Below are 22,835 nucleotides of genomic sequence, written 5' to 3'. Positions count from 1 at the left end.
TCTGCAGGTGTGCCGGGGCACGTCAAGGGAAACTGACGCAGCAGGGGGCGAAAAGGCGGTAAAAGATGCACTTCAGTAGGTTTCAAGACACGCCCTAGACCAGGGGTTGGCCTATTTTACGATGAAACGGGTTGCAAGGCTGTTCGAACGCCGTTACTGGAGAGAGGGACATGACGTACTCTAGTAACGGAGGTGAGGGTCATGCTTGTGACCAAACATATTCTTGCTGCACCCAGTCCCTATGCTACGCCTTATTACATCGTACGTGGAACGAATCCCGGGCCCATCATGATGATTACATCTGGAGTTCACGGCAATGAAACCGCCAGCATGGCCGCTGCACAGAAGCTTGCCGATGATTGTGCCTCGGGGCGGCATGTGATTCATCGCGGAACCTTGATTATTGTGCCGAGAGTCAACCAGCAGGCTTATGCGAAAAAAATCAGAGGCAAGCCCGACCTGAATCGTACTTTCCCTCGCCGCAAGTCCGGAAAAGCCAAGCATCCGCTGGCATCCGCCGTGTTCAAGCTTGCACGTGAGTATCAACCTGACTGGTGGCTTGATCTGCATGAAGCCAACGGTCTGTCACAGCTAAGTCCACGCGTGCTCGGACAAACGCTGATCACCAACCCCGGCAGCTCAAGCGTGCCGATCTGCCGCAGGGTTATTGAACGCATGAACCGTTCTATACCGGTGGGCAAGCATCATTTTAATCTGAAGCGGCATGAACTGCCGGGCTCTGCTCGGACAGCCGCTTCAAGGTTACTTCAAGCGAAGTCCGTTACCGTTGAAACATGCTGGAGCCTGAAGCGCGCTATGCGGATCAAGCATCAGACGGAGATTGTGCATCATTTTCTACGTGAAGCAGGCCTGACTTGAGCGAAAAAAACAAAAACCACCTCCAATGCAGAAACCCGATGATTGACATGGTGGTGTGCAATGGAGGTGGTTTTTTAGGTATCATCCATGCAGCATCACGGATTCAAGTATGTCCCGGACACCTTTTTAAAAAGTATATCGATCTGTTTTCCAATACCAGAATTTCTCTCCCTGAGAGATAATGAACCGCTCCAGCCATGTTTCGAAATTACTATTGAAAAGACCTGAAAACTCTACGGGATTCATACTTTCGCATAGTAATAAGTATTCTTCCTTGCCGGATTGCCACCGATCTAAATCGATCAATATTCGATCATCAAGAATGTTCGCCACAACAATCTTACGATCTGTTGGTTCGTTGTAATGTATGACATCTTGTACAGAGTACAAAAAAGTCTCTCCACCATATTCAGGATGCTCGAACAATGAGGCCCCATTACATATTTGTAGAAAGCTTATGTAGTCAGGAGGTAAGGAGACAGAAAAGAAATTTGAAATATCCTCAATCTTCTCCTGCGTTGCTCCAGGTTTCAGCCTATTTATAGACGTCATTTTCCCCGCAGAAGTAAATATTTCAATCTGGCCATCGTTTTGGTCAGACCATTCTTTGAACGCTTTGAATAACTCCATCCACACGGCTCCTTATCAGTAGATTGATTTGTGTTATCGATTTCGAAACAGAATTTCGGAAATCCTGTGCAACGTCTATCTCCAATAATAAATAGAAGAAGGAGCCGTGATTACGGCCCTTTCTTGTCCACTCTAAAAGACTGAATATAACTGTCGATATCGTCCTCTGGTGTAAGCAGCAGTACAGCCAGATGTTTCTGCATCTGCTCCAGATGATCGATGTGCTGTTGAATGTCGGCTATTCGTTCGCGGACCAGTGTTTTCAACGTATCTTTTTCCATATCTTCATTGCTCAGTAGCTCCAAGGTCTCCTGTATTTCCTTGAGAGAGTAACCGAGCATCTGCGCATCCTTGATGAATTTGATTTTGACCAGATAATCCTCGGTGTACACGCGATAGCCATTGGAGGATCGATGAGGAGTGGGAAGTATACCGCTGTCCTCATAATAACGAAGTGTTGCCATACTTACCCCCGTCTTTTTGGCAAGTTGACCTCTTGTCATAGTCCCCACACCCATCTCCCCCTTTTCTAAAAACTATTTCGTTTGTTCGTTACGTATCTTTGTATACTCATTATCATAAGCTGCTTCAGGGAATTTCTCCGAACTTCCATGTAGTAGCGGCTGTGGTTTTCCTTTCAGATAACGGTCAAAAAAGGCAAGTGCATAACTTCTCGTTATATCGATATTATGCTCCGCAGACATGTCTTTGGCAAACAAGCGTGGTGATATTAATGCAATATCGGTAAAGCTCTGATGGAAAAATCCATCCACGGTCAGATAATACGTATCATTCAGACTGTTATTCATAACATGTTTCAGATCGGGTTCAAATTCGGGATAGAATAACTTTTCATGCTCGGTAGGATTCGGTCCCAGACTTTTAGCTGTCTTGCCAGACATGATGTACATAAAAGGCTGTTTCAGCGACGACTTGGAGACACTGCCCCAGAATCCACCTTCCAGGCTGAGCCCTGCATGAAAACGTTCATCTTGTGCCAATGCTTCGGCTGTTGTCGCCCCGCCATACGAATGTCCCATAATGCCCGTGTGGCTCAGGTCAAGTCTGCCCTCCAGCACCTGATGCGGATCACTCACATTCCACTGTTCAAGCGTGTCGAGTACAAAACGTGCATCGGCTGCACGAATGCCCACTCCCTGTACATTATATTGATACAGTTCTTCCGAGGTTGCAAATTCTGGCCCGGCATCATAAGAAACCTTGTGACCATCCGGGAAAGTTACTCGAGCCGACGTATACGGATGATCCATCCCTACGACGATATAACCATGGCTGACCAGCTCCTCAACCGCAGTCATACTTTGAAAACGGGCAGACCGGACACCGGGAGAGAACAGGACAACTGGGTAAGAGTTGCTTGCATTAGACATCGCTGCACCTTTTACCACATGGGTCGGTATCGTATCCAGATAGCTGAATACTTGAGGCGGGATGCCAAACACCAGACTGATCGCTTCCCCCAATTCGGCAGGGTACGACTCCGGTTTAACCCCTTTTGCAGCCTCCGGATCAACCGGATACCATACATTAATCATCAGTTCCCGCTTGTCTCCAGCTTCAGGGGAAAGAGTCTCTTCACGGGATTCATCCACGATCCGCTGTGAAAATGTACCGATGGCGAATTGTCCCGTTGGTTCGGGCATTGTAAATGCCGGGAAATACCTCGTAAGCATTCCTGACCCAACACCGGAGAATGCAGCCAGAATGAGGATGAACAAGCTTCGAAGCCAAGTACGCCATGTTAACTTTTTCTTGTGTGGCGCCGAATCTATGCTTCCGACACTGCGAGTCCATTTAACCACTTGAATGATTAACAGGGTAAAGAGTACGAGCGCAACGATGTAAGATGGCAATAACATTACGCGCAGTGAATCCAAGATAGCGTGCAGCAGAAATGCGATGATCAAGGCAGTTAGCATACCTGTCGCAAGCTTCCGCCGTTTCGTATAAAACGGTAAACCTAGCGCCCCAGCTATCGTTACAAGTACGAAAATCCATTCGAATATTTTCATGATTTTCCCTCCAAATCTTGTTGTTACAACAAGAATAAACCTTGAAGTATACTTCAAGGTCAAGGATTAAGTTAACTCCATATGAAAATTATTCGACGGTTACCTTCGTACGTGGCATCGTATGCATTGCACCTGAAGTTACATGTGCCTGAACCACGTATACACCCGGCTCCTGAAATGTGTGTTTCACTTCATATATACCATCACCTACAGAGCTAGCCTTGACTGCTCCACGAGCCTCAAGCTCATCGGCACTCATCATGCCTTGTTCGATAGAAGGTGCTGCAGGTTCGTTCTGTTCGTTCCAGATTTGGAACTGTACATGATCTGCGTGATCTACAGGCTGGTCTCCCTGGGTCAGCTTGATCTGCAAAGCGACCTCTTCGTTCACCTTCGCCTGATCGGGTATCATCAGTTTCACTCGAATCATCTCTGGCATTTCACCTGAGGCGGACTGCTCCGTATAAGAGCAGCCAGAGAGGATGAAAATCAGTATGAGTAAAGGCGTAAACCAGCGAGCTTGTCCCTTCATCACCATTGGTCCTTTCTGCGTACGAGGATTTGGGAAGAACATTTAGATAAAAGATTTAAAAAGAACATTTAAATAGAAGATTTAGGTGTTTTACCGATTCCCCATAGCATCACGATAATGATGATAAATGCGATCAGAGCCAGCAGCGGAATCGTGATAAAACCAAACCAGTTCAAATAATCGGTGTAACATGGTACCTTGCCGCATGCCACCGCGTTGCCGGTAGCCGAGAAGATGCGCTGAATCGTTACGTGATACAAGGAAATGCCGCCCCCGATAAAGCTGAGCGGGAGCACGTACTTGGCAATTCCCACGTCATCCTTGAAGTACGCGATACCAAGCAGAATCGTTAACGGATACATAAAGATGCGCTGGAACCAGCACAGATCACATGGAAGAAACTGCTTAATTTCACTTAAATAAAGACTTCCCAAGGTTGCAATAACAGACACAGCCCAGGCGATAAACAATCGGGTATCTACGCTCCGTGCAGGCTTCTCTGAATTGGATGTTGCACTCATACCTCTGTCCTCCTCTTTCATTGTTCATTTTGAATGATTTTAGCATTACGTTGTATTCCTTGAGTTATTTGAATGCTTATGTAATTAACTACGCGATTAATTATACCAAATATTTGCTCTTTCAGGCGAATACAAAAAAGCTGCCACATGGGCAGCTTTTCAGTTTGAATGTGAGATTGATTATATCAACTTATCGAGTGTATTAGATCACAGGGTTGATTTTTTCGTTACGTTTCCCTTACATTGCTTTGGTCAGTGTAATAGAACCATCTTTCTGAGCCCATTTCACATCCCATTGCAGCAATTCAGCAATGAAACGCAGCGGTACTTGTGTACGTCCATCTTTGTTAACAAATACAGTGGAACCTACGTTTTTCTTCATACCGTTGACTTCCATGACCGTGTTGTTCACCCAGAATACGAGTGTATCATCACCAGCCATAACGGTAACTTGTTGCGCTTTTTTATCCCATTTCACCGTTGCGCCGATACCTTCACTCAGGAAACGCAGCGGGATGTATGTTGTGTTTTTCCAAAGCACAGGTGTGGTATCCATGTTCGTTGTTTTGTCGTTAATTTTCAGCATTTTGCTGTTCAGCTTCATCCATACGGTTGTCATGTCTGGCGCTGGTGCAGGCGTTGTTGGTGCTGTCTCTTGGAACTTGTCGTTGAACTGAGTCACAATCGCATTACCGAGCGCTTGACCTACCCCAAACATCACTTTGTAACCTTCGCGATTCGTGGTGTAAGAAGCATCATAGTTGCCTGCTGCATATTGATCCAGCACTTTTTGCACTTGATTTTCATGCGTTGTCAGCGCTTGTTGTCCTGCTTCTTTTGGCAGGTTGCCTGCTGTTGCGGAATCGAGGAATGTAGCAAACTCCGTTGTGAAGCCGTCGATCCGTTTTTGCACAGCTGCACGTGCGGTAGCATCATTATCTTTTACAGCTTTAACATAATCACTCTGAGCATTAACATGGTTAGTCACCCAGATTTTTTCGAACGCATTCGCTCCTTCATTACCATAAATAGAAGCAATCGCAGCTTTGAAGTCCGCTGTGTTTCCAGCTTCTGCGGTTACGAGGGCATTCGATGCCGCAGTGCGTCCATCATATTGCTCCTGCATTTGCAGAGCGGAAAGTGCAAAGTGTTCCGAAGCCAAATGGTTGAGTGCAGATCTCAGATCAGCTGCTTTGGTATCCGCTTTGGTGTTGTTGAACTTCTCGGGCATTTGTGTAGTGATTGCAGTGGAAAGTGCTTTACTTACGTCAAACATTTCCTTGAAACCTTCACGATAAGCTTTGTAAGCATCCGTGTAATCTCCGGCTACGTACTCATCAAATACTTTTTGCACGAGGTCTTCATGCACTTTCAATGCTTGTTTAGCAGCATTTTTAGGCAATTTGCCTTCTGTAGCCGTGCTCAGGAAGGTGGAGAATTCATCCACGAATCCGTTGATGTTATCCTGAGCTTGCTTGATGCCAGCCTGGTTACCCATCTTGGTTGCTTTCACCAGGTCATCGGTGTATTTGTTATGTGCACGGAAGATCCGTTCGAATTCTTTGGCACCCGCCTCACCGTAGAGGGAAGCAATCGCCGGTTGCATATCCAGTGCATTTTGGTCGAGTGCTTTGTAGGCTGCATCTGCATCTTTGGCTCCATCATAAGCTTTAGCCATAGCTGTCACCGCAAGAGCAAAGTGCTCGGACAACAGATGATCCAGATTCGCTCTCAGATCAGCTGCAGGTGTATTCACGGATGCTTTCATCATCGTCATGGAAGTGGAAGTCTGAGGTGCAGAAGCAGCTCCCGCGATTCCTGGCATTAACAGAGACAAGCTAAGTACTGGTGCAATAAATGTTTTCATTTTCATCTTCATTGTGTGTCACTCCTTAAGTATGTTTTTGGTTCCTTTGTTTCTTTGTCGTTGTCTTCATAGGGTGTAACGCACGGTTCTCCATTCTGGATCACTCCACAGACAAAAAAAATTACAGCTTTCAGTAAAGAAAGCCGCAAATGCTTGATACATCTATGTTTTTTCATTTAAAAAAAATTTAAAATTCTAGTGATCTGAGTCTAAAACATACACCTCAAACTGTAATATCGCGTATAGACTCAAGTCATTCTTCCATCTACATGTGCATGTAAATCCTTCAAATTCAGATCACACAAATTTCCTATATTTCTCAATAATAGCTTACATTGCGAGTAAACCTGAGATACAATAGAGTCAAACGCTCTCCATTGAATGGAAAAGGAGGTCAACTCATGACTTGGCTACCTTATGCATTGGTTATCGGCATCGCCTTATTCGGCGGAATTGCTACACTTATCATCGGGAATTCGAAAGCCAATCGCATCAGTAACCCCGAATATGATCGCCGTACACGGCAAAACCTGAGCAAGCTTACATATGTATACGTCGGCGCCGTGGTATTGGGCATAGGCGGGTTTGTCCTGTATTTGTACAATTGATTAGGTTCCGTGAACACTAAAGCAACATCTTCTTGAAAGTGGCAACTCTCCGCATGCCTTGCTGAATATACTCCACCATCGGGGAGGTAACTCCCCTCTCCCTGACTACGGTACCGTTTCTTCCACGTAGTACTGCAAATGATAAATCTCATGATTCAAATGAACATAAGACAACCCATTTCACGCAATTACCAGGTTGGAGAGATGCGTGCAGTGACTAGACGTGGAGCCTTTCTTCATTTACAGCCTGCTGCTTATTTCTTAGTTTTCGCAAAGATCGTTACATATGTTTACAAGTTGGAGATAATTCAGAATTATTCTGGATAAGTTCGGGGGGTAATATAAAGCCATAAGGAACAGCAAGACAACAAATAACCCCAACTTAAAGGAGAGATATATGATGAAAAAGAACATAAAGAAATCCGTAGCTACAATGATGGTACTTGGTATGACCTTAACAGGAGCAGCTGGTGTTTTTGCCGGTACACAACTGGAGAAAATTTCAGCCTACCTGAATCACGGAATCAGCTTTAACGTAGATGGTGCAGCATACACACCAACGGACGGCAATGGTAAAACACTTGCACCAATCACGTATAATAACTCGACTTATCTTCCAGTACGTGCGCTTGCCGATGCACTTCATGTGCCTGTAACGTACGATGGTGCAAAGAAACAAGTCATTATCGGTCAAACGAATAACAATCCATCTGCACTGACAAATGTAACCTATACCGCAGCACAGAAAGAAGCAATCCAAAAAGCTTTTGCTCAATTCGATGGCTTTGAGACAGCGTATGCTCCGCAACGGATGACTGCAGGTGATATGTTCAAAAGTGTTGCCGCTGGCGACGGTGTAAGCTTCATTTTCAACCATATGAAGGTGGATGTTTCTCCTAGAGACTATTCGGACGGTTACACGAGCAAAGAGGTTAAACTGTCCAACGGTGTTAGTGGAAAATGGTATACCCCAAGCGATATCGGCATGTTGACCTTCAAGCTGGATGATCGTTATGTCACCCTAAGCTCGCCAGATCATAAACTGTCCCAAGCACAGTTGCAACAAGTGGCTGTGTCTGTACAAAAAGTAAAAGGTGGTAACGATCAAGGCATTACTGCTTTTGAAAATGTAAACTACTCCAAACAGCAACTCGATAATATCCGTAAATCATTTGCTCAATTCGATGGCTTCACCACGGCTTATGCACCACAACATATGGTTGCGGGAGATGCATTCAAAAGTGTTGGTGCAGGCGGTGATGGTGTGAACTTTGTATTCAACCGCATGAATGTAACGGTATCTCCTAGAGACTATGCGTTCAGTTATGACGGCAACACGGTAAAACTGCCTAACGGCGTATCTGCGAAATGGTACACACCGGATAAAACCGACATGCTTACTTTCAAGCTGGATGATCGTTATGTCACACTTAGCTCGCCAAATAACCAATTGACGCGTACACAACTCGAGCAAATGGCTGTAGCTGTACAAAAAGTGAAATAACCTTTAGCTTCTATAGATAAGCACTAACCATACAACACATATCATCTCGGCTGATCCGTTCTCCAGACGTAAAAGCTGACCTGGTATGTGTTTTGTTTATGAAAAAGGCACAGCCGGGAGGCTGTACCTGGTGTTGAACGATTTTTATTCGCGATCTAATTCTACATCTGCCAGACGGATCACTCGGCGATAATACAGCGTGTCCATCAATTCCTCCCAATCCAGTTCATCTACACAAGCGTCCCGGAAAAATACCGAAGCAGAAGGAAGGAAACTAAGTAATGGCCCTGCTCCTCCACAGATCAGAGCCCCGCCATCTCCACCTTTTGGCATCACTTCTCCATCTGTACCCAGTGTAAGCTCATATTTGTATGGATCTCCGGCAAACTGTACACCGAAGAAGTTTGGCAGCTCCAGATCATAAAGGTGATGATCTTCTCCATCTGTTTCTGGTTCAACCGACGCTTGCTCAGACTGAACCGGTCTCTCCGGCTTACCCAAGTGCCTTAATCTCATCGTATAGTCAAAGCTATCCCCCCATGGGAATAACGTACGGCAGCCGCCTCCATATACGTACTCCCACTCATCTTCTGTCAACAAACTAAACCCGTCTGCTCTTTCTTCTCGTACAATGTCCTCCAACTCGATCCCTTCATTAAACCAGAGAATTCGCACCTCTCCTCTGTCTTGAATCAGTTTAAATTGCAGGTGAAGTTCGTATTCATTCAGCCCCGATTCCTTGAATTCGGCCAAGGCCTTAGGGAAATCTTCATGCTCCTGGGCAAACGCCTCTTCCTCGGTAACCTCAATCCACCCTAAGGGGATTGTCTTACATTCTACGAGCATGGGGCCGATGTTGACTTCTCTAACAGGTGACATCTGACTAGCCAAAAATGAATCGACATTCTGCACCCCATATTCACTAACGGTTTCATGTAGTTCCTCAGAAGTTTCCTCATCCATTCCGTTATGCCACTTTTCCCAGCCCAAAGTCACCTGATCACCTGGAACAAATACGAACCGCTCTTCATCGTGCATAAACACTCCGGTCTGAGTCCGCTGCCCATATCGTTCAAACGTTTGTAACCCCTCATACTTCATGCCTTCAGGCAACTGAGGCTCAATGCGGCGCATCCACTCCTGCTTGTCCTGTTCGGATAGACCTTGCCAGACATTTCTTGTTAATGCTTCCATCTCAATCCCACCTCTCATCACATCTCATCTCATCGTGTCTACTGCGTTATTTAATGGATCGCCAAGCTCGTTTATTTGAATGGGTTGAATTGGTAACAGAATCGTTTATTTGCCTGCGGCCTGTGACAATCCCAGTAATAATTCCTTTCGTTTCCCATCTGCTTTGCGGGCCAGCGCTACCAGCTTCTCCACCTTGCCAAAAATCGGGTAGAGCACACGCTGTGCATCATGCGATTCCAACTCCTCAACCTGTCCGAGCAGCCATTCAAGCTTCTCATCCTGCTCGAACTCCGGCAGCAACTTAAGCTTCAGTCCATCCGTTGAACGACGCAAGCCCTGTACAAGAACTGACACAGAGTTTACTGTCACCCCGTATTTTTCGGCAAACGCAGCGATAAACTTGTCCTGAATCATCTGATGTTCGTCATCGACCTGTCCCATGTAATCGTTAATCAGAGGGAAATACTGCTCACTCGAAAGTCCAAGCCCGAAGACAGCATAACTTCCCGGCATCCCACTTTTCTCCCCTTCTGTATCAGCATAAAACTCGAACTCCTGGATGGCAGCTCGTGCGTACTGCTCCAGAAGCGGATGCAGCTCAGGATATGCCAGAGCATTCGCAAAGAATCGATGTGTATCCGATTTGGCAAGTCCTTTAACTGGCAGGTACTGCTTTGCTTTGGATTTCAGTTTGATGTGATAGCTCTTGGGGAAACCCTGCTCGAGCAATCGAATAATAAAGGCTAGCGCCTGTTGATATGCTCCCGGTCCTTCCTGATGTATCTGAATCGTTATCCGTGCAAACACATCATTGGCCTGGCATTTCACCTGCTCCGTTTTTACATAAGTATCCTCCGGCTTATATGTACCGCTGCCCTCAGTCAACATACGTTCTGCCTGCTCACTGCCGAGCTGCTTGGCCAGTTCCAGAAATTTGAGCCCCCTTGGTTTGCTGTAACTGGGTTCGAAACGCAGAATCATCACCGCTGCATAGAGAAGCAGATCTATAGGGTGCGAATCCTCAGCCTGATCCTGATCCGGATCTATACCCATGTCCTTATCCTGATTTGTATCCTTAATCTGTCCACCCAGCTTCTGACCTGGCTTCAACGTATATTCATTTTCTCGATAATCTGAAACCTGCACGTCAAAAAACTGCGGTAAAAATTGCTTCTCTGCCCATAGCGTCAAAGCATAAATAATCGTATGGCGATGCTCTGCAAGAGCGTCCTTCCGCTCCCGATTTAACGTTTGAATCTGTTCATATTGTCTAATGATCCATGGCGAATCCAGAGATGGAAACAACACAGGATCAAGCAAATGTTTTGCCAAAAAAGTCGTTTCAAGTGGCTTGGTCGGGTGTACGCCTTGCTCCAGTCTTTGCTCCGTATACGTGCGAATTCGTTCCAAAAGCAGCTGTCTTTTCTCTTCATTGACGTACTCCAGCAGCGTTAACTTTAGCATGCCGTTACTTGTGGGGAACTTGCCTCGGAAGGTAAAGCGATAATCAATCAGCGGTGTATCTGCCCAGTCAGCTAATTTTTCCTGAATCACCTCAACCAGCCTCGGCTGAACTTCGGTGCGCACCATTTCTTCTGTAAACCGGATGGTTTGCGTGGATAGAGATCCCTCATCCCATCCCATATCCAGGCTATCTACAATCGTTCTTCCCGGCTTGTACAGAACAAAGATATCATCAAATATGCCCATCTGCAGTTTCGTTCGTTGGATCGTCTGCTCTAAATCGGTACGTGCCGCCTGCTCGTTAAACCATTCGTTTATGGCCTGAATCATTTCTTCCAAAGCCTGCTCCACTGCTTCTTTCACTTTATCTCCTGCCTTCCCGTAATCCATGTTGTATGTATTCCTGTTCTAAAACCCTGACGCTTCTATTCCAAACGGCTCAACAACCTGTTTATTACATGGTAAAAATACGGATTAACGTTCGTAATCCACCTATATTTTACACGTTCGACCACACTCGCAACAATAAGACTTATGCACGGTTGTTCCTCTCTTGATTCCGATTACGTGTCCCCTCTCTACCGTGAAACTTCGGAGAAAGCGCAAAAAAACACCGAAATGGGGTATTAGCAGCCTCGTTTCGGTGTATTTGTGAAATGGATTGTTTCCTTGTCGGACTTTTGTACGATTACATGAAGACTAAACGCCTATGATTTAGGAAAAGAGAAATCATTCATGATATAAAATATTTAGACCATGTATTATATATCTATCCCCAAATTTTAACAGGCGTTATATAATGTAAATAGATATTGCATGCCATACTTATGAAGGAGGATACAATGATGAAGTTGACAGAACAAGGTGTGTTAGTGCTTGAAGAAAAGGATATTGACTATATGCACTGCTACCGGGATCGAGATGGAATAAGGTTTGATGACTCATTTCTCTCTTTCTTAGAATCTCACAATATGACACTGTCTGAAGGTGATGTCCGAACGATTCACTTTCAGTTTGATGAAGAAGAGATGCCGCTCTACGAAGAACGCGAACGACTTGTTTCGGAGGTTCAGTCAGCCGTTCGTACACTTGACCCTAACTATGATGGTTCGTTTGTGAAATGAAGCGTTTGGCATCGTTATATTCATTAATTAATTCATCCAGCACCATCGACTGACGAATGACTTCTGGATGTTGCAGATTCGTATATTGGTTTGCTATCTGGTAAAGTCTCTGCCTTGCGTTTTCGATACATTCCTGAAGGGTTTCCGGGTTCCGTACCATCGTTCTGCCCCCATTCATTCCTTGAATTCAACATCCAAATAAGACCATATATTATAATATTCGGAATGAAGTAGGGTTCAGATTACCTTTATTTAAAATTTCATGTATTTTTTTATTAAAAACAAAAATTCACCCTGCCCACGAAGCAGCAAAATATATAAAAAAACACCAGATCGGCTCATCGCCATTCTGGTGTTTAACATGTCATTTGATCTATAGCAATGTTGATGTAAAGCGGCTTAGCATTATCTGAGCCCAATATCCGAGGAGCGATTGTTTATCGTTTCGGGAAAGGCTTGTTTAATTGCATCAATCGCTGTCTGTTCCGCATCCCCCGCACTTTGAATAAGTTCACTAACTCGCTGTACACTTTCCGGTTCTCGTACATCCCACGCCGTGGAATCATCCAGCACTTCAATAATCGATCTATAGATATCCGCAAGTTTTGTGTATCGCATGATCACTTGATTCATATACGGCGATAAATGCTCAAGTGTTTTGACATATAAAGCGATATCCCCTCTTGTATACGCATAATAGCGAAGCACCGTTGTCGCTTGATCGCTCTCATAATTTCCAGACTGCAAAACGTCCGCGATAGCGGTGTATGCGGCAGCACCGCAAGCGTAATCCTGCCCTGGCAGCATATAGTCGTGCGTTTCCCATTTGTATACGGCCTGTAATAACGATTCCTTGCATACCTCCCACATATCGATGGATTGGTGAGCTTCCAACACTTGATAATACCAGTATGGAGAACTGTTCCGGCCTACTAACGTATAGGGTAAACGAAGCACTTCAGGATCATCCCCTGTGCAAAAAAACAATACTTCCTCGTCATCATCGTATCCGACAACAACAACAAATTGATCATGCCACAGCACAGCCCCTGTCCCGCGGTCAATGGAAGCCTTAATATCAAGCACTGCTTGCTTCTGATAAAGGGGGAAGGTCGGTTCAAAGGAAAATCCGGCAGCCTGACTCGCTGTCACTCCGATGAAATCAGCAGCAACAAAATTTTCTGCCATCCAGTTATACGCCGAGATGGACTCTGTCGTCAGACGACGATCAACCACGAAACGAAAAAGACCTGCCGTCATGCCTGCAATCATATATCGCGGAAGATGTGTCCACTTTTTGTGTTGCAAAATAGCATATAACGCATCTACATAGGAGCCTGTTTGGTTTCGCCATATATCTGTGCTTGGATGACTTGGGTTATCCGAGTTACCATGAGGCGGCGGTTGAGTCGAATCAGCCAAATCAGCCAAGAATCTCATTCTCTTCATTTATAAACCCTCATCCCTGCTTCGATTCTGCCTGCCTTTCTTATCACCCATCCCTCTGCCCCACTTCTACCGTGCGGAGTGTGTGCCCCAGCGGGGTATAGTAAATCGTTTACGATCCGGATATCGAACGGATATCTGCCGAAAAGAATCAACCGCCTGCTCTTCTAGCAGCTTCGCATCCTGGAGCAACTGTGCAAGGCACTCATTGGCATCCGCTCGCAGCACAAGCCGTCTTTCATCCTGTACCAGATATTCTCTCATCTGTCCGATCAGATCAGCAAGCCGTTCATAACAAATCGATGCCTGTTCCAGTTCAGTCCACAATCCGCGAACATCATGTAAATACATTTGAATTTCAGTACGCGATTGACAATATGAATCCAGAAGATAGGCTGCTCCTGATGCATCGTAATCTCCAGAGTACAGTGCTTCAATCCAAACGTCATATGCCAGACGGCCGGAAGCTATATTTTGATCAGGTAACAAACGGTATGGAATATCCCAATCTTCAATCGCCAGCCGCAAAGACTCGAGCACCATCTCCTGCTCTGTACGCTGCACATGATCACCAAAGATCTGACAGTACCAGAAACCGGTGAAATTCAATCCGAAATTATCATACAGTAAAATATGCGGCTCTTTGCTCCAGCCATCCTGCACATAAAAGACCCGATCTGCATCATCGTATCCATAAATGACACCAAACTCGGGAATCCAGTAGATGACACCTTTGCCTTCATCCAGACTGCGTCTGACCCAGTTCACGGCATCTTGCTGATAATAAACAAATGTCGGATGGCGACTGCGTCCCCCATCATATATGGTAAATAGGCCGAGATTATCGATCCCTCCTTGATGCGACACTCCCCACTGTCCGTAAGCCGTTACGGACATCGGAAGTAATCTCTTATGAACCGATAATTTAAAGGCCATGCCGGTATAACCTGCAAGCATATACTTCTCACCCTTGAATTGACCTGTATGCGTCAAAATCGCATGTAAACTGTCCACATAGGATTTCGACTCCCGTTTCATGCCTAGGTGCTCCAGCATTTTTTCAGCCAAGATGTTCTCCCCCGTTCGTTCCCCTGCTCAGCCGTTGTGTAATATCTTCTGTCCGCTGCATAAGCTTACGTCTGAGCCAGCCCGGGGAAAGCAGTTCCTCCCATTCCGCTGCATACAGGTGTTGCAAGAATACGTCAGCATCATAAAATTCAATAAAACAAACTTGCCCTTTTTGTTCTCGAATTCGGTACCCTTGCCACAGTTCAGATCCTTGCACTTCCCGAAAACGAATCTCTGCCACGAACGGTTTGCGAACAGGCAGTGTATCCTCCCAATTGCTGATCCATGCATCCTGACGGCATTCGAAGTGTTCATCCAAGAGCGTCAGCTGCACGATGCTCTCCAGCCGAATCGCTGTCTGTTGCAGCGGGTCTGTCTCATACCCCACTACGTAGTCTGCATTGTACTGCGAGGTCATCTTTACAGGACAAAAGGTCATCTGGTGCTCCCCCTCGTGATCCTTGTAATAAATATGTACCTTTCTTGCATCATCGATGGCATGGTTCAACAATTCAAACCATTGAAGCTGCTTCGGCTGTGCTGTAAACACCGGGAACTGCTGTTGATCAGACGGATGCTCCTCCATTGTAAAACGTTCCAGCAAATGCGCTACCCGCTTCACCGCATCCGATTGATCATAGGTATAATGCCGATACCGATGAGCCAGATATTTCAGAACACGCTGCTCCTCATCCGTCATATATAAATGCGGCAGGCGGAATGTCTGGTCCTCGTAGCAATACCCGCGATACTTGGCTACATACATCAACGGAGCTCGAAGAGTATTCAACATATATTCAATATCACGCTGCGCCTGGCGCCGAGAGATTTCAAATTGACGCGCCAAACCACCGCTGTTCGGAAAACGCCCGCTTCGAATCTGTTCATCAAACCAATGAATCCGATGCATGTTGCTCAAGCGATTCTCCCCCTGACTGATTCCAACGTTTATTCCTGTATTATATCAAAAGGATAGCCTGTTCCGAAGAACAGGCTATATAGGCTTTCCGTATGACTTTTACTTACACGAATTGTCTGTCTCTGCTCTACACTTGCGCTTCTGCCAGATCCACTCTGGACTGCACCGCTTTGGAGCATTTTTTGCACACTTTCAGACTCGTACCATCTGTTTTCGTCTGCGTATACAACAATTTGATTCGTGTACTCTTGCATATTGGACATGTTCCCCGACCTCTGGACGGAAGACTCCATAGAACGCGACCTCTTTTCGTTTTAGCCAATGATTGTGAACCTCTTTTCGATAGGGTTTGTGTGTTCACCATCATTATAGGGGCGCTGGCACGACACAGAATGTCGCATCAGGAGCAATCTTTTATTAAGTGAATATGGAGTCATTCATATGCTTCTATCCAAAAATAAAAAATGCCCCTTCTTCATAAGGAAGAAAGGACATTCATTCGGACGAACCTGCACTTGTCTGCGCCGCAGCTTGGAGAAGAGGTTGTAGCAACCCTGGGAATCGCACTTCCAGATCCTCAGACCGCAGTGTAATAAAATGCTGTGTTCCCTGTACTCGGACTCGGATCACCCCCGCCTCCCGTAAGGTACGGATATGGTGCGACATCGTCGATTTCACAACGCGAGCATGAAAATGACTGCATGGCTGTTCCCCGCTTCTGGCGGCTTCGGCCACAATTCCCAGCCGGGTTGGATCGCTGAGCGCATATAGCACGGAGGAAAGCTCAATATCCGCCGCTTGCGGATGATGTAAAATTTTCATAAGGCAGTCTCCTTTTTAATACTATGCATTGTATTCTAACATACATCCATGATATATTTCTAATGTTCGACACCAATCGAACTTATAAATTTCGCATGTATCCCTTGTGTGAAGCACAGGGGCTGACATCATACACCATTTTGCAAATGTTACACACCGTTTCTGAAATGTTGCGAAATACACATCACGATAGGAGGTTTTTATGAACAACACGGCTACTACTGCAACTCCGATGGAACGGACAGGCATACAGGAAGGATTAATTGTGGCGTTGCTTGGATTCACCGTTGTGCTCGTTGTAATGAACACGATGATGTTTAATCTGGCTCTGCCCAAAATTGCGGCTGAATTCAAGCTGACCTCTGTTGCTTCTTCCTGGATTGTTACGGGTTATTCCATCGTATTTGCGATTTCATCGATTACGTTCTCCCGTTTATCCGATTTTGTGCCGATACGCACCCTGTTTACTACGGGACTTACCCTGCTTGGAGGCGCGTCTGTCTTGGGTTTCTTCAGTGACCATTTCATTGTGCTGCTCATTGCGCGTCTGGTTCAGGCGGCAGGTGCAGCTTCCGTTCCGGGACTTGCGATTGTGCTAATCACCCGATACATCCCGAATGATCGCCGGGGGAAATCCATGGCCGTTATTATGTCCGCCAGTTCGCTAGGTCTGGGACTCGGTCCGGTACTGGGCGGCAGCATTACACAGTTTTTAGGATGGCATGATCTGTTTATCGTCACAGGTTTAGCCCTATTTTTGATTCCTGTTTTTTATAAACTGTTACCACGAGAAACGCCGCAAAAAGGTTCCTTCGACCTGCTCGGCGCGTTCTTGCTTGCCATCGGTACAACCGGGATTCTGTTATTCCTGACTTCTCGTCAGGTCGCTACACTCATTATTGGGGTAACCGCACTGCTGCTGTTCTGGTTCCGCATTCGCCGCGCAGCTGATCCGTTTGTGCAACCTGCACTCTTCAAAGACAAAAAATATATGATTCTCAGCTCGCTCGGGATTGTATCGTACATTAATAACTTCGCTACATTGTTCCTGTTACCGCAGGTTTTGGCACATCTCTACGGACTGACACCCGCACATTCGGGACTTGTGATTTTCCCGGGTGCACTCATATCTATGCTGCTGTCCAACCGCATCGGGCGCATGATTGACCGTCACGGCAATACGTTGCTGCTGAAGTTTGCACCCTGGCTGCTCCTGGCGGCTGCCGGACTTTTCGCTCTGTTTGCAGATCAAAGCATCTATGCGATCATGGTTGTATACATGCTGCTCAGCGTTGGTTTCTCTTCCTTGACGACCAGCGTATCCAACGAATTGTCGGGCAATCTGTCCATGGATCAAGTCGGGGCAGGTATGGGACTGTTCCAGCTCAGTCAATTTTTCAGCGGTGCATTCAGCGTAGCCGTAACCGGGGTTGCTTTGACCGCGATGCAGAACATTCAGCTATCTTCGGCCTACAGCTTTATTTTCTGGGGCATGACCGCAGTCGGCCTCGCATCGGTTATCTTTTCGCAAATCTATCTGAGAATGCAGTCACGGAAACATAAGGTGGCCTAATTCTGATGTATTTCCCTAATCAGAAGATACTGTCGCAGGACAATACCTTCTGATTTTTTTATTTTTCGATACAAAATATTAAAAATAAAAGAAGAGCCCGATCATGATCAGGCTCTCCAAGAAAAAAATTTTAATATAGCGATGCTTATTCAAACAGATCCAGTCGCAGACGTTTCAAGCTGGTGTGCTTAATGCGCCACTGTCCATCGATTTTGACAAATGTTTCGTGATAATGGCCAAACCCATGAAAGGATTTGTTTTCATTGCCTTCAGGGAATGTCACCCAGTCCTCCATCGGAGAAATCACCTTTGCTTCGGTGTCGGATACAAACTCCACTTCTGCACTATGTACATGATGCACAGTTACTGCCGGATCTACAAGGTCACGGAACACTTGTACAATCGTTTCACGTCCATTCAAAACCGGAATCGGATTACCTTCCGTGCTGAAGTCCGCAACAGCATCGGGGGCAAATACATCACCCAGCTCATCCCATGCTTTCGTATCAATGTAGCGGCAGTAACGCGCCTTGGTATTTCTAATATTTTCGAGTGCCAGCAACTGCTCAAGTTCCGTCATCGTTGTCGTTTGGCTCATGTGCATTCCCTCCAGAGATGTAAATGTGATTAAGTATGTATATGTAGTATCTTCCTTATTGTAACATCGCCCTTCTGTCAGGCACAACGCCACCCCAAGTGAGAAATCCAATATTATTACCCAATCTTACTGGAATAGAAGCAGACCAGAGCCACACTAGAACGATAAAGACTATAGCGAATGAGCTTCCCTCATCTGGGATGCCAGCTCGGACATTTTTTTATGATGCAGGAAACGTTCCATCTCTTCCTCCGCCTGAACCATAACCTGCTGGATCAGACACGATGCATTATGATTTTGCGAGCATTCAAATAAAGAAGCCTTGCCTTCGATGGCATGAATGATTTCCAGAAAAGAAGGATCAGGATTCCTGCGGCTCAACCGATAACCGCCATTGGCACCGGATGTGGATTCAATCATGCCAGCCTTGACCAGTTTGGTTAATATTTTCGATAAATAAGTTGGGGATACTTTCTGAAACTCAGCCAGTTGATGCACGCTGATCAGCTGTTCTGGCGCGGTGCTAACCAGATATAACATCGTATGCAGAGCATAGTTGGTCGCTTTGGAATACTTCATGAGTGGACACCTCATATATACGGATTTAATTTATCCATAATAGACCTGATTGATGGCTCTGTCAAACAAATGCACAGGAGAGAGTCGGCAAGGCAGATCGTTAGTTGGAAGTTTGCTTCATCGATTTTTCTTCCTTATTTATGGTATAGCCCCCGGTAATCCGTAGGTGTCATGCCCTCATGTGCCATGAACTGGCGGTTAAAATAGCTGGCATTGGGATAACCTGCTTCCTCTGCAATCTGCCCGATGTTCGCCGACGGACGTTCAAGAAGCCATTGCTTCGCCATCTGCAACCGTGAACGGGTGATAAACTCCATCGGAGTCATCTCGACGGCATTTTTGAATATTTTGCAAAAATAATACGTACTCACCCCTGCGCGATTGGCCCAGTCCTGTAATAGAAAAGGCTCACACGCCTCTTGCTGCATTTGTGGTAAAAGAGAAAGCACCCGGCTCTCCGTTTTGCTCGTGTTACGTGTGTTCTTAAGCGGCACGGCATGTTGTACGAATTCCGCCAGCAAAGCATAGGTCAACGTGGATAACTGGGCTGGACGAAGCATCCGGTTCTGTTCCGCCTCTTCAAGCAGCGCCAGATGAGCTTCTTCCCAGGAAGTGCGCTGTCTCAGGGTCCATAACAGATTGCGGTGCAAGCCCCGCTCCAGCATATAATCATGCAGCCGTTCCCCGTAAAAATGAACCCAGCGTACGTCCCACGGCTCATCTTCGCTACTATAATAATGCTGCCGCTGATGTGGAAAATAGAGCACCGCTTGACCCGCCCGAAGCTCGTGCACCACACCATCCGCCTCCACATACCCTTTACCTGCTGCAACATAGTGAATGTTGAAATTATTAAGCACCCCTGCCTCACGTAATACAGCGTGCTGGGTATGATCCGTATAATGTCCGACAGATTCCGGGTAACAGAAATAAGGGATATCCTGCAGGGTCAGCAATACCGTTTGTCTCATCATGTTGATTCACCCCATTAAACAATATTGTGTTAAACATATTCAATATATTATCATTTTAATTCACTCACCTATTTATTATAATCACAATATACATTCAAACACAGGAGGAAACAAGTTATGAATTCTGTTCAAAAGTTACGCTGGGGTATCCTTGGCAGCGCCAACATTGCAATAGGTTCCGTCATTCCTGGCTTACAGCAATCGGAATTAAACGAAGTTACCGCTATTGCCAGCCGGGACCTCGATAAAGCACAGCAAACGGCTGATAAACTTGGTATTGAAAAGGCTTACGGTAGCTATGAAGCAATCTTGGAAGATGATTCAATTGATGCCGTTTACATTCCACTGCCGAATCATCTGCACCGGGAATGGACGATCCGCGCAGCACAGGCTGGAAAACATATTTTATGCGAAAAGCCACTTGCTCTGACGGAAAAAGAAGCACTAGAGATGGTTCAGGCGTGTGCGGATGCGGGTGTGCATCTGGCCGAAGCATTTATGTATCGCCATCACCCGCGTTATGACCAGATTCGGGAAATTATCGCTAGTGGCGAGATTGGTGAAATCCGCGGCATTCACAGTACGTTTTCGTTTAACAATTCCGGTTCGTCCGGCAACGTACGTTTCCGCAAAGAATGGGGCGGCGGCGCCCTGTACGATATCGGCTGTTACTCCATCAGTGCTGCCCGTCTCCTGCTGGGACAGGAACCGAAAGCGGCAACTGTCATTGGCATGTTCTCCCCAGAGCATGATCAGGTAGATATGATGGCTTCCGGATTACTTGAATTCGACAACCATGTCGGCGTTACATTCGACAGCAGCATGTGGGCCGCTTTTCGTAATACGCTAGAGGTGCTTGGATCTGACGGTATTATTGAAGTACCTTCGGCTTACATTGCTAATCTGGACAACAGCTCTAACTTCTACGTTACTGCAGGCGGTGAACGCCGTGAGGTTGAGGTGCAGCAGGTGAACCATTATGCGTTGCAGGGAGATGATATGGCTCGTGCGGCGCTTCAGGGTAAAGAGTTACGTTTCGCTCCTTCCGATGCGGCAGCCAACATGAAAGTACTCGAAGCTTGTCTTCGCTCCGCAGAAGAACGTACACGAATTACGCTATAAGGCGAGAATTAGGTACCATGTGCTCAACAAGGTTGAGCGCGGTAGCACAAAGCGCTGTAGAACAATTCAAGACACTGAGATGTACTACTAGATCCAACATGTAGCAGTTAATCGTGATTCTACATTCTGACTCTTTATTTCGAATGAACACTCCCAAATGAATTTCACCTTATATATGAGAGGATGGTTTATCTATGGAATATATTGAAATCGCCGGTGCTGGCAAAAAAGTCTCCCGATTAATCAAAGGAACAGACTATTTCTTCCATGATACCTATGAGAAAGCTGCGACAAATCTGGATGCATTCCTGGCTATTGGCGGCAACACGGTAGATACAGCGCACATCTATTGCGGCGGACAGAGCGAAGAGGTTCTCGGACGTTACATGAAGGAACGTGGCAATCGCGACCAGATGGTCATCCTCACGAAAGGGGCACACCATGACCAAAACGGCCCTCGCGTGAATGCCGACGCCATTCGCAGTGACCTGACCGATAGTCTGGAGCGGTTGCAGACGGATCATGTTGAACTTTATGCATTACATCGGGATGATCCCAACATGCCTGTGGCTGCCATTCTGGAGGCACTGAACGAACATATCGAGTCTGGCAAAATCGGCGCCATCGGCGCCTCCAACTGGACCTGGCAGCGGTTAGAAGAAGCTAACGCTTATGCCGCCTCCCACGGTCTCAAAGGATTCACGTTCAGCAGCCCGAACCTCAGTCTCGCCAAAGCGAACGAGCCATTCTGGGCAGGCTGTGTGTCGGCGGACGCCGAAACGCTCGCATGGCATGAGCAGAGCGGGCTGCCGCTCCTGTCCTGGTCTTCCCAGGCTCGCGGTTTCTTCACCGGACGTTTCACGCCTGAAGTACGCGACAATGCTGACCTGGTGCGTGTATTCTACAGTGATGGCAACTGGGAACGACTGCGTCGTGCCGGGGAATTGGCGGAATCGAAGAAAACAACGGCGATTCAGATTGCGTTAGCCTATGTATTGAATCAGTCCTTCCCGACCTGCGCATTGATCGGGGCACAAAATCAGGCAGAATTGCTTTCCTGTGACGAAGGTTCACGCATTACGCTGACTTCGGAAGAGATTGCCTGGATCGATCTGGCGAGTGAGGTTAAACCGGCAGGTGTATAAGTTTTAGTTCTGAAATTTTAAAAGCTTTACATTCGCTAAACATAAAATACACACAGTTCTTTGCATAATAGAATAAACCATAAACGACCAAATCAAAATAACGGGATCGAGGCAGAGAAACTTCTACCTTGGTCCCTTTTTGGGGATAGCTATATGTAGCGGAACATTAGCTCGGGTCTGCTGTATTGGCAATATTACCCCGCACCCGCACCCGCACCCGCACCCGCACCCGC

General features: G+C 46.3%; 24 protein-coding genes. 7 read left to right on the top strand and 17 right to left on the bottom strand.

The features are described 5' to 3' along the window. Nucleotides 1-201 precede the first annotated feature (201 nt). Nucleotides 202-879 (top strand): deacylase, encoded by a 678-nt coding sequence (locus ACUTVW_RS22100; protein ID WP_445647747.1) that lies wholly within the window; start codon nucleotides 202-204, stop codon nucleotides 877-879. 126 nt (nucleotides 880-1,005) lie between these two features. Here ACUTVW_RS22100 and ACUTVW_RS22095 read toward each other — a convergent pair whose 3' ends face one another. The 6 genes from ACUTVW_RS22095 to ACUTVW_RS22070 all read right to left on the bottom strand — a co-directional run bounded on the left by ACUTVW_RS22095 (nucleotide 1,006) and on the right by ACUTVW_RS22070 (nucleotide 6,468). After that, complete coding sequence (locus tag ACUTVW_RS22095; protein WP_445647746.1) at nucleotides 1,006-1,509, bottom strand: SMI1/KNR4 family protein; 504 nt, start codon at nucleotides 1,507-1,509, stop codon at nucleotides 1,006-1,008. A gap of 110 nt (nucleotides 1,510-1,619) precedes the next feature. Continuing rightward, a complete protein-coding gene (locus ACUTVW_RS22090) occupies nucleotides 1,620-2,021 on the bottom strand; it encodes a MerR family transcriptional regulator (RefSeq protein WP_445647745.1) in 402 nt (133 codons plus the stop codon). A 24-nt stretch (nucleotides 2,022-2,045) separates the two neighbouring features. Then, the gene (locus ACUTVW_RS22085) at nucleotides 2,046-3,542 is read right to left on the bottom strand and encodes an alpha/beta hydrolase family protein (RefSeq protein WP_445647744.1); all 1,497 of its coding nucleotides are present in this window, start codon (nucleotides 3,540-3,542) and stop codon (nucleotides 2,046-2,048) included. Nucleotides 3,543-3,630: 88 nt separating this feature from the next. Next, nucleotides 3,631-4,074, bottom strand: coding sequence for a FixH family protein (locus tag ACUTVW_RS22080; RefSeq protein ID WP_445647743.1), 444 nt, complete (start codon nucleotides 4,072-4,074; stop codon nucleotides 3,631-3,633). 68 nt (nucleotides 4,075-4,142) lie between these two features. Then, entirely contained in the window at nucleotides 4,143-4,595 is a 453-nt protein-coding gene (locus ACUTVW_RS22075; protein ID WP_434749347.1) for a disulfide oxidoreductase, read from the bottom strand. A 238-nt stretch (nucleotides 4,596-4,833) separates the two neighbouring features. After that, a complete protein-coding gene (locus tag ACUTVW_RS22070; protein ID WP_445647836.1) occupies nucleotides 4,834-6,468 on the bottom strand; it encodes a copper amine oxidase N-terminal domain-containing protein in 1,635 nt (544 codons plus the stop codon). A 395-nt stretch (nucleotides 6,469-6,863) separates the two neighbouring features. On the opposite strand from ACUTVW_RS22070, the gene ACUTVW_RS22065 reads away from it, so the two are divergent. Together ACUTVW_RS22065 and ACUTVW_RS22060 are read left to right on the top strand one after the other, a co-directional pair. Next, a complete protein-coding gene (locus ACUTVW_RS22065) occupies nucleotides 6,864-7,070 on the top strand; it encodes a hypothetical protein (RefSeq protein ID WP_311278476.1) in 207 nt (68 codons plus the stop codon). Nucleotides 7,071-7,467: 397 nt separating this feature from the next. After that, nucleotides 7,468-8,574, top strand: a complete 1,107-nt coding sequence (locus ACUTVW_RS22060; RefSeq protein WP_445647742.1) for a stalk domain-containing protein — start codon at nucleotides 7,468-7,470, stop codon at nucleotides 8,572-8,574. 144 nt (nucleotides 8,575-8,718) lie between these two features. Here the strand turns inward: ACUTVW_RS22060 and ACUTVW_RS22055 are convergent, their stop codons facing one another. Further along, complete coding sequence (locus tag ACUTVW_RS22055; RefSeq protein WP_445647741.1) at nucleotides 8,719-9,768, bottom strand: hypothetical protein; 1,050 nt, start codon at nucleotides 9,766-9,768, stop codon at nucleotides 8,719-8,721. A gap of 105 nt (nucleotides 9,769-9,873) precedes the next feature. Further along, nucleotides 9,874-11,622, bottom strand: a complete 1,749-nt coding sequence (locus ACUTVW_RS22050) for a DUF6138 family protein (RefSeq protein WP_445647740.1) — start codon at nucleotides 11,620-11,622, stop codon at nucleotides 9,874-9,876. 452 nt (nucleotides 11,623-12,074) lie between these two features. On the opposite strand from ACUTVW_RS22050, the gene ACUTVW_RS22045 reads away from it, so the two are divergent. Beyond that, nucleotides 12,075-12,356: a hypothetical protein gene (locus ACUTVW_RS22045; RefSeq protein ID WP_445647739.1), complete on the top strand. Its 282-nt coding sequence runs from the start codon at nucleotides 12,075-12,077 to the stop codon at nucleotides 12,354-12,356. Here the strand turns inward: ACUTVW_RS22045 and ACUTVW_RS22040 are convergent. The 6 genes from ACUTVW_RS22040 to ACUTVW_RS22015 form a co-directional block, all read right to left on the bottom strand. Next, nucleotides 12,328-12,516, bottom strand: coding sequence for a Spo0E family sporulation regulatory protein-aspartic acid phosphatase (locus ACUTVW_RS22040; RefSeq protein WP_445647738.1), 189 nt, complete (start codon nucleotides 12,514-12,516; stop codon nucleotides 12,328-12,330). The two genes, ACUTVW_RS22045 and ACUTVW_RS22040, sit on opposite strands and share 29 nt — an antisense overlap. Before the next feature lie 245 nt (nucleotides 12,517-12,761). After that, the gene (locus ACUTVW_RS22035) at nucleotides 12,762-13,805 is read right to left on the bottom strand and encodes a hypothetical protein (RefSeq protein WP_445647737.1); all 1,044 of its coding nucleotides are present in this window, start codon (nucleotides 13,803-13,805) and stop codon (nucleotides 12,762-12,764) included. 66 nt (nucleotides 13,806-13,871) lie between these two features. After that, entirely contained in the window at nucleotides 13,872-14,870 is a 999-nt protein-coding gene (locus tag ACUTVW_RS22030; protein WP_445647736.1) for a hypothetical protein, read from the bottom strand. Continuing rightward, nucleotides 14,863-15,780, bottom strand: coding sequence for a helix-turn-helix transcriptional regulator (locus ACUTVW_RS22025; RefSeq protein WP_445647835.1), 918 nt, complete (start codon nucleotides 15,778-15,780; stop codon nucleotides 14,863-14,865). The genes ACUTVW_RS22030 and ACUTVW_RS22025 overlap by 8 nt, the downstream gene beginning before the upstream one ends. A 136-nt stretch (nucleotides 15,781-15,916) precedes the next feature. Continuing rightward, nucleotides 15,917-16,111 carry a hypothetical protein gene (locus ACUTVW_RS22020; RefSeq protein WP_445647735.1) on the bottom strand — a complete coding sequence of 65 codons (195 nt, stop codon included), beginning with the start codon at nucleotides 16,109-16,111 and terminating at the stop codon, nucleotides 15,917-15,919. A 173-nt stretch (nucleotides 16,112-16,284) separates the two neighbouring features. Next, the gene (locus ACUTVW_RS22015) at nucleotides 16,285-16,611 is read right to left on the bottom strand and encodes an ArsR/SmtB family transcription factor (protein WP_445647734.1); all 327 of its coding nucleotides are present in this window, start codon (nucleotides 16,609-16,611) and stop codon (nucleotides 16,285-16,287) included. A 202-nt stretch (nucleotides 16,612-16,813) separates the two neighbouring features. On the opposite strand from ACUTVW_RS22015, the gene ACUTVW_RS22010 reads away from it, so the two are divergent. Then, entirely contained in the window at nucleotides 16,814-18,184 is a 1,371-nt protein-coding gene (locus ACUTVW_RS22010) for an MFS transporter (protein WP_445647733.1), read from the top strand. A 145-nt stretch (nucleotides 18,185-18,329) separates the two neighbouring features. Here the strand turns inward: ACUTVW_RS22010 and ACUTVW_RS22005 are convergent, their stop codons facing one another. The 3 genes from ACUTVW_RS22005 to ACUTVW_RS21995 all read right to left on the bottom strand — a co-directional run bounded on the left by ACUTVW_RS22005 (nucleotide 18,330) and on the right by ACUTVW_RS21995 (nucleotide 20,335). Next, nucleotides 18,330-18,782, bottom strand: a complete 453-nt coding sequence (locus ACUTVW_RS22005) for a nuclear transport factor 2 family protein (protein WP_445647732.1) — start codon at nucleotides 18,780-18,782, stop codon at nucleotides 18,330-18,332. Between the two features lie 171 nt (nucleotides 18,783-18,953). Continuing rightward, on the bottom strand, nucleotides 18,954-19,361 hold the full coding sequence (locus ACUTVW_RS22000) for an Rrf2 family transcriptional regulator (RefSeq protein WP_445647731.1): 408 nt from the start codon (nucleotides 19,359-19,361) through the stop codon (nucleotides 18,954-18,956). Nucleotides 19,362-19,495: 134 nt separating this feature from the next. Beyond that, nucleotides 19,496-20,335 carry a helix-turn-helix domain-containing protein gene (locus ACUTVW_RS21995; protein ID WP_445647730.1) on the bottom strand — a complete coding sequence of 280 codons (840 nt, stop codon included), beginning with the start codon at nucleotides 20,333-20,335 and terminating at the stop codon, nucleotides 19,496-19,498. A 117-nt stretch (nucleotides 20,336-20,452) separates the two neighbouring features. On the opposite strand from ACUTVW_RS21995, the gene ACUTVW_RS21990 reads away from it, so the two are divergent. Both ACUTVW_RS21990 and ACUTVW_RS21985 read left to right on the top strand, forming a co-directional pair. Further along, nucleotides 20,453-21,457, top strand: a complete 1,005-nt coding sequence (locus ACUTVW_RS21990; protein WP_445647729.1) for a Gfo/Idh/MocA family protein — start codon at nucleotides 20,453-20,455, stop codon at nucleotides 21,455-21,457. A gap of 194 nt (nucleotides 21,458-21,651) precedes the next feature. Then, the gene (locus tag ACUTVW_RS21985) at nucleotides 21,652-22,602 is read left to right on the top strand and encodes an aldo/keto reductase (protein ID WP_445647728.1); all 951 of its coding nucleotides are present in this window, start codon (nucleotides 21,652-21,654) and stop codon (nucleotides 22,600-22,602) included. The last annotated feature ends 233 nt before the right edge of the window (nucleotides 22,603-22,835 follow it).

It is taken from the genome of Paenibacillus sp. TSA_86.1 (assembly GCF_052691815.1).
This window is presented reverse-complemented; position numbering and strand designations above follow the sequence as displayed.

What these genes read in the sequence shown, in the direction of transcription:
- ACUTVW_RS22075 (WP_434749347.1), bottom strand. Translation starts at nt 4,595, where the DNA reads ATGAGTGCAACATCCAATTCAGAGAAGCCTGCACGGAGCGTAGATACC.
- ACUTVW_RS21990 (WP_445647729.1), top strand. Translation starts at nt 20,453, where the DNA reads ATGAATTCTGTTCAAAAGTTACGCTGGGGTATCCTTGGCAGCGCCAAC.
- ACUTVW_RS22070 (WP_445647836.1), bottom strand. Translation starts at nt 6,468, where the DNA reads ATGAAAATGAAAACATTTATTGCACCAGTACTTAGCTTGTCTCTGTTA.
- ACUTVW_RS22060 (WP_445647742.1), top strand. Translation starts at nt 7,468, where the DNA reads ATGATGAAAAAGAACATAAAGAAATCCGTAGCTACAATGATGGTACTT.
- ACUTVW_RS22025 (WP_445647835.1), bottom strand. Translation starts at nt 15,780, where the DNA reads ATGCATCGGATTCATTGGTTTGATGAACAGATTCGAAGCGGGCGTTTT.
- ACUTVW_RS22010 (WP_445647733.1), top strand. Translation starts at nt 16,814, where the DNA reads ATGAACAACACGGCTACTACTGCAACTCCGATGGAACGGACAGGCATA.
- ACUTVW_RS22040 (WP_445647738.1), bottom strand. Translation starts at nt 12,516, where the DNA reads ATGGTACGGAACCCGGAAACCCTTCAGGAATGTATCGAAAACGCAAGG.
- ACUTVW_RS21985 (WP_445647728.1), top strand. Translation starts at nt 21,652, where the DNA reads ATGGAATATATTGAAATCGCCGGTGCTGGCAAAAAAGTCTCCCGATTA.
- ACUTVW_RS22095 (WP_445647746.1), bottom strand. Translation starts at nt 1,509, where the DNA reads ATGGAGTTATTCAAAGCGTTCAAAGAATGGTCTGACCAAAACGATGGC.
- ACUTVW_RS22080 (WP_445647743.1), bottom strand. Translation starts at nt 4,074, where the DNA reads ATGAAGGGACAAGCTCGCTGGTTTACGCCTTTACTCATACTGATTTTC.
- ACUTVW_RS22085 (WP_445647744.1), bottom strand. Translation starts at nt 3,542, where the DNA reads ATGAAAATATTCGAATGGATTTTCGTACTTGTAACGATAGCTGGGGCG.
- ACUTVW_RS22045 (WP_445647739.1), top strand. Translation starts at nt 12,075, where the DNA reads ATGATGAAGTTGACAGAACAAGGTGTGTTAGTGCTTGAAGAAAAGGAT.
- ACUTVW_RS22050 (WP_445647740.1), bottom strand. Translation starts at nt 11,622, where the DNA reads ATGGATTACGGGAAGGCAGGAGATAAAGTGAAAGAAGCAGTGGAGCAG.
- ACUTVW_RS22015 (WP_445647734.1), bottom strand. Translation starts at nt 16,611, where the DNA reads ATGAAAATTTTACATCATCCGCAAGCGGCGGATATTGAGCTTTCCTCC.
- ACUTVW_RS22100 (WP_445647747.1), top strand. Translation starts at nt 202, where the DNA reads ATGCTTGTGACCAAACATATTCTTGCTGCACCCAGTCCCTATGCTACG.
- ACUTVW_RS22005 (WP_445647732.1), bottom strand. Translation starts at nt 18,782, where the DNA reads ATGAGCCAAACGACAACGATGACGGAACTTGAGCAGTTGCTGGCACTC.
- ACUTVW_RS22055 (WP_445647741.1), bottom strand. Translation starts at nt 9,768, where the DNA reads ATGGAAGCATTAACAAGAAATGTCTGGCAAGGTCTATCCGAACAGGAC.
- ACUTVW_RS22000 (WP_445647731.1), bottom strand. Translation starts at nt 19,361, where the DNA reads ATGAAGTATTCCAAAGCGACCAACTATGCTCTGCATACGATGTTATAT.
- ACUTVW_RS22065 (WP_311278476.1), top strand. Translation starts at nt 6,864, where the DNA reads ATGACTTGGCTACCTTATGCATTGGTTATCGGCATCGCCTTATTCGGC.
- ACUTVW_RS21995 (WP_445647730.1), bottom strand. Translation starts at nt 20,335, where the DNA reads ATGATGAGACAAACGGTATTGCTGACCCTGCAGGATATCCCTTATTTC.
- ACUTVW_RS22035 (WP_445647737.1), bottom strand. Translation starts at nt 13,805, where the DNA reads ATGAAGAGAATGAGATTCTTGGCTGATTTGGCTGATTCGACTCAACCG.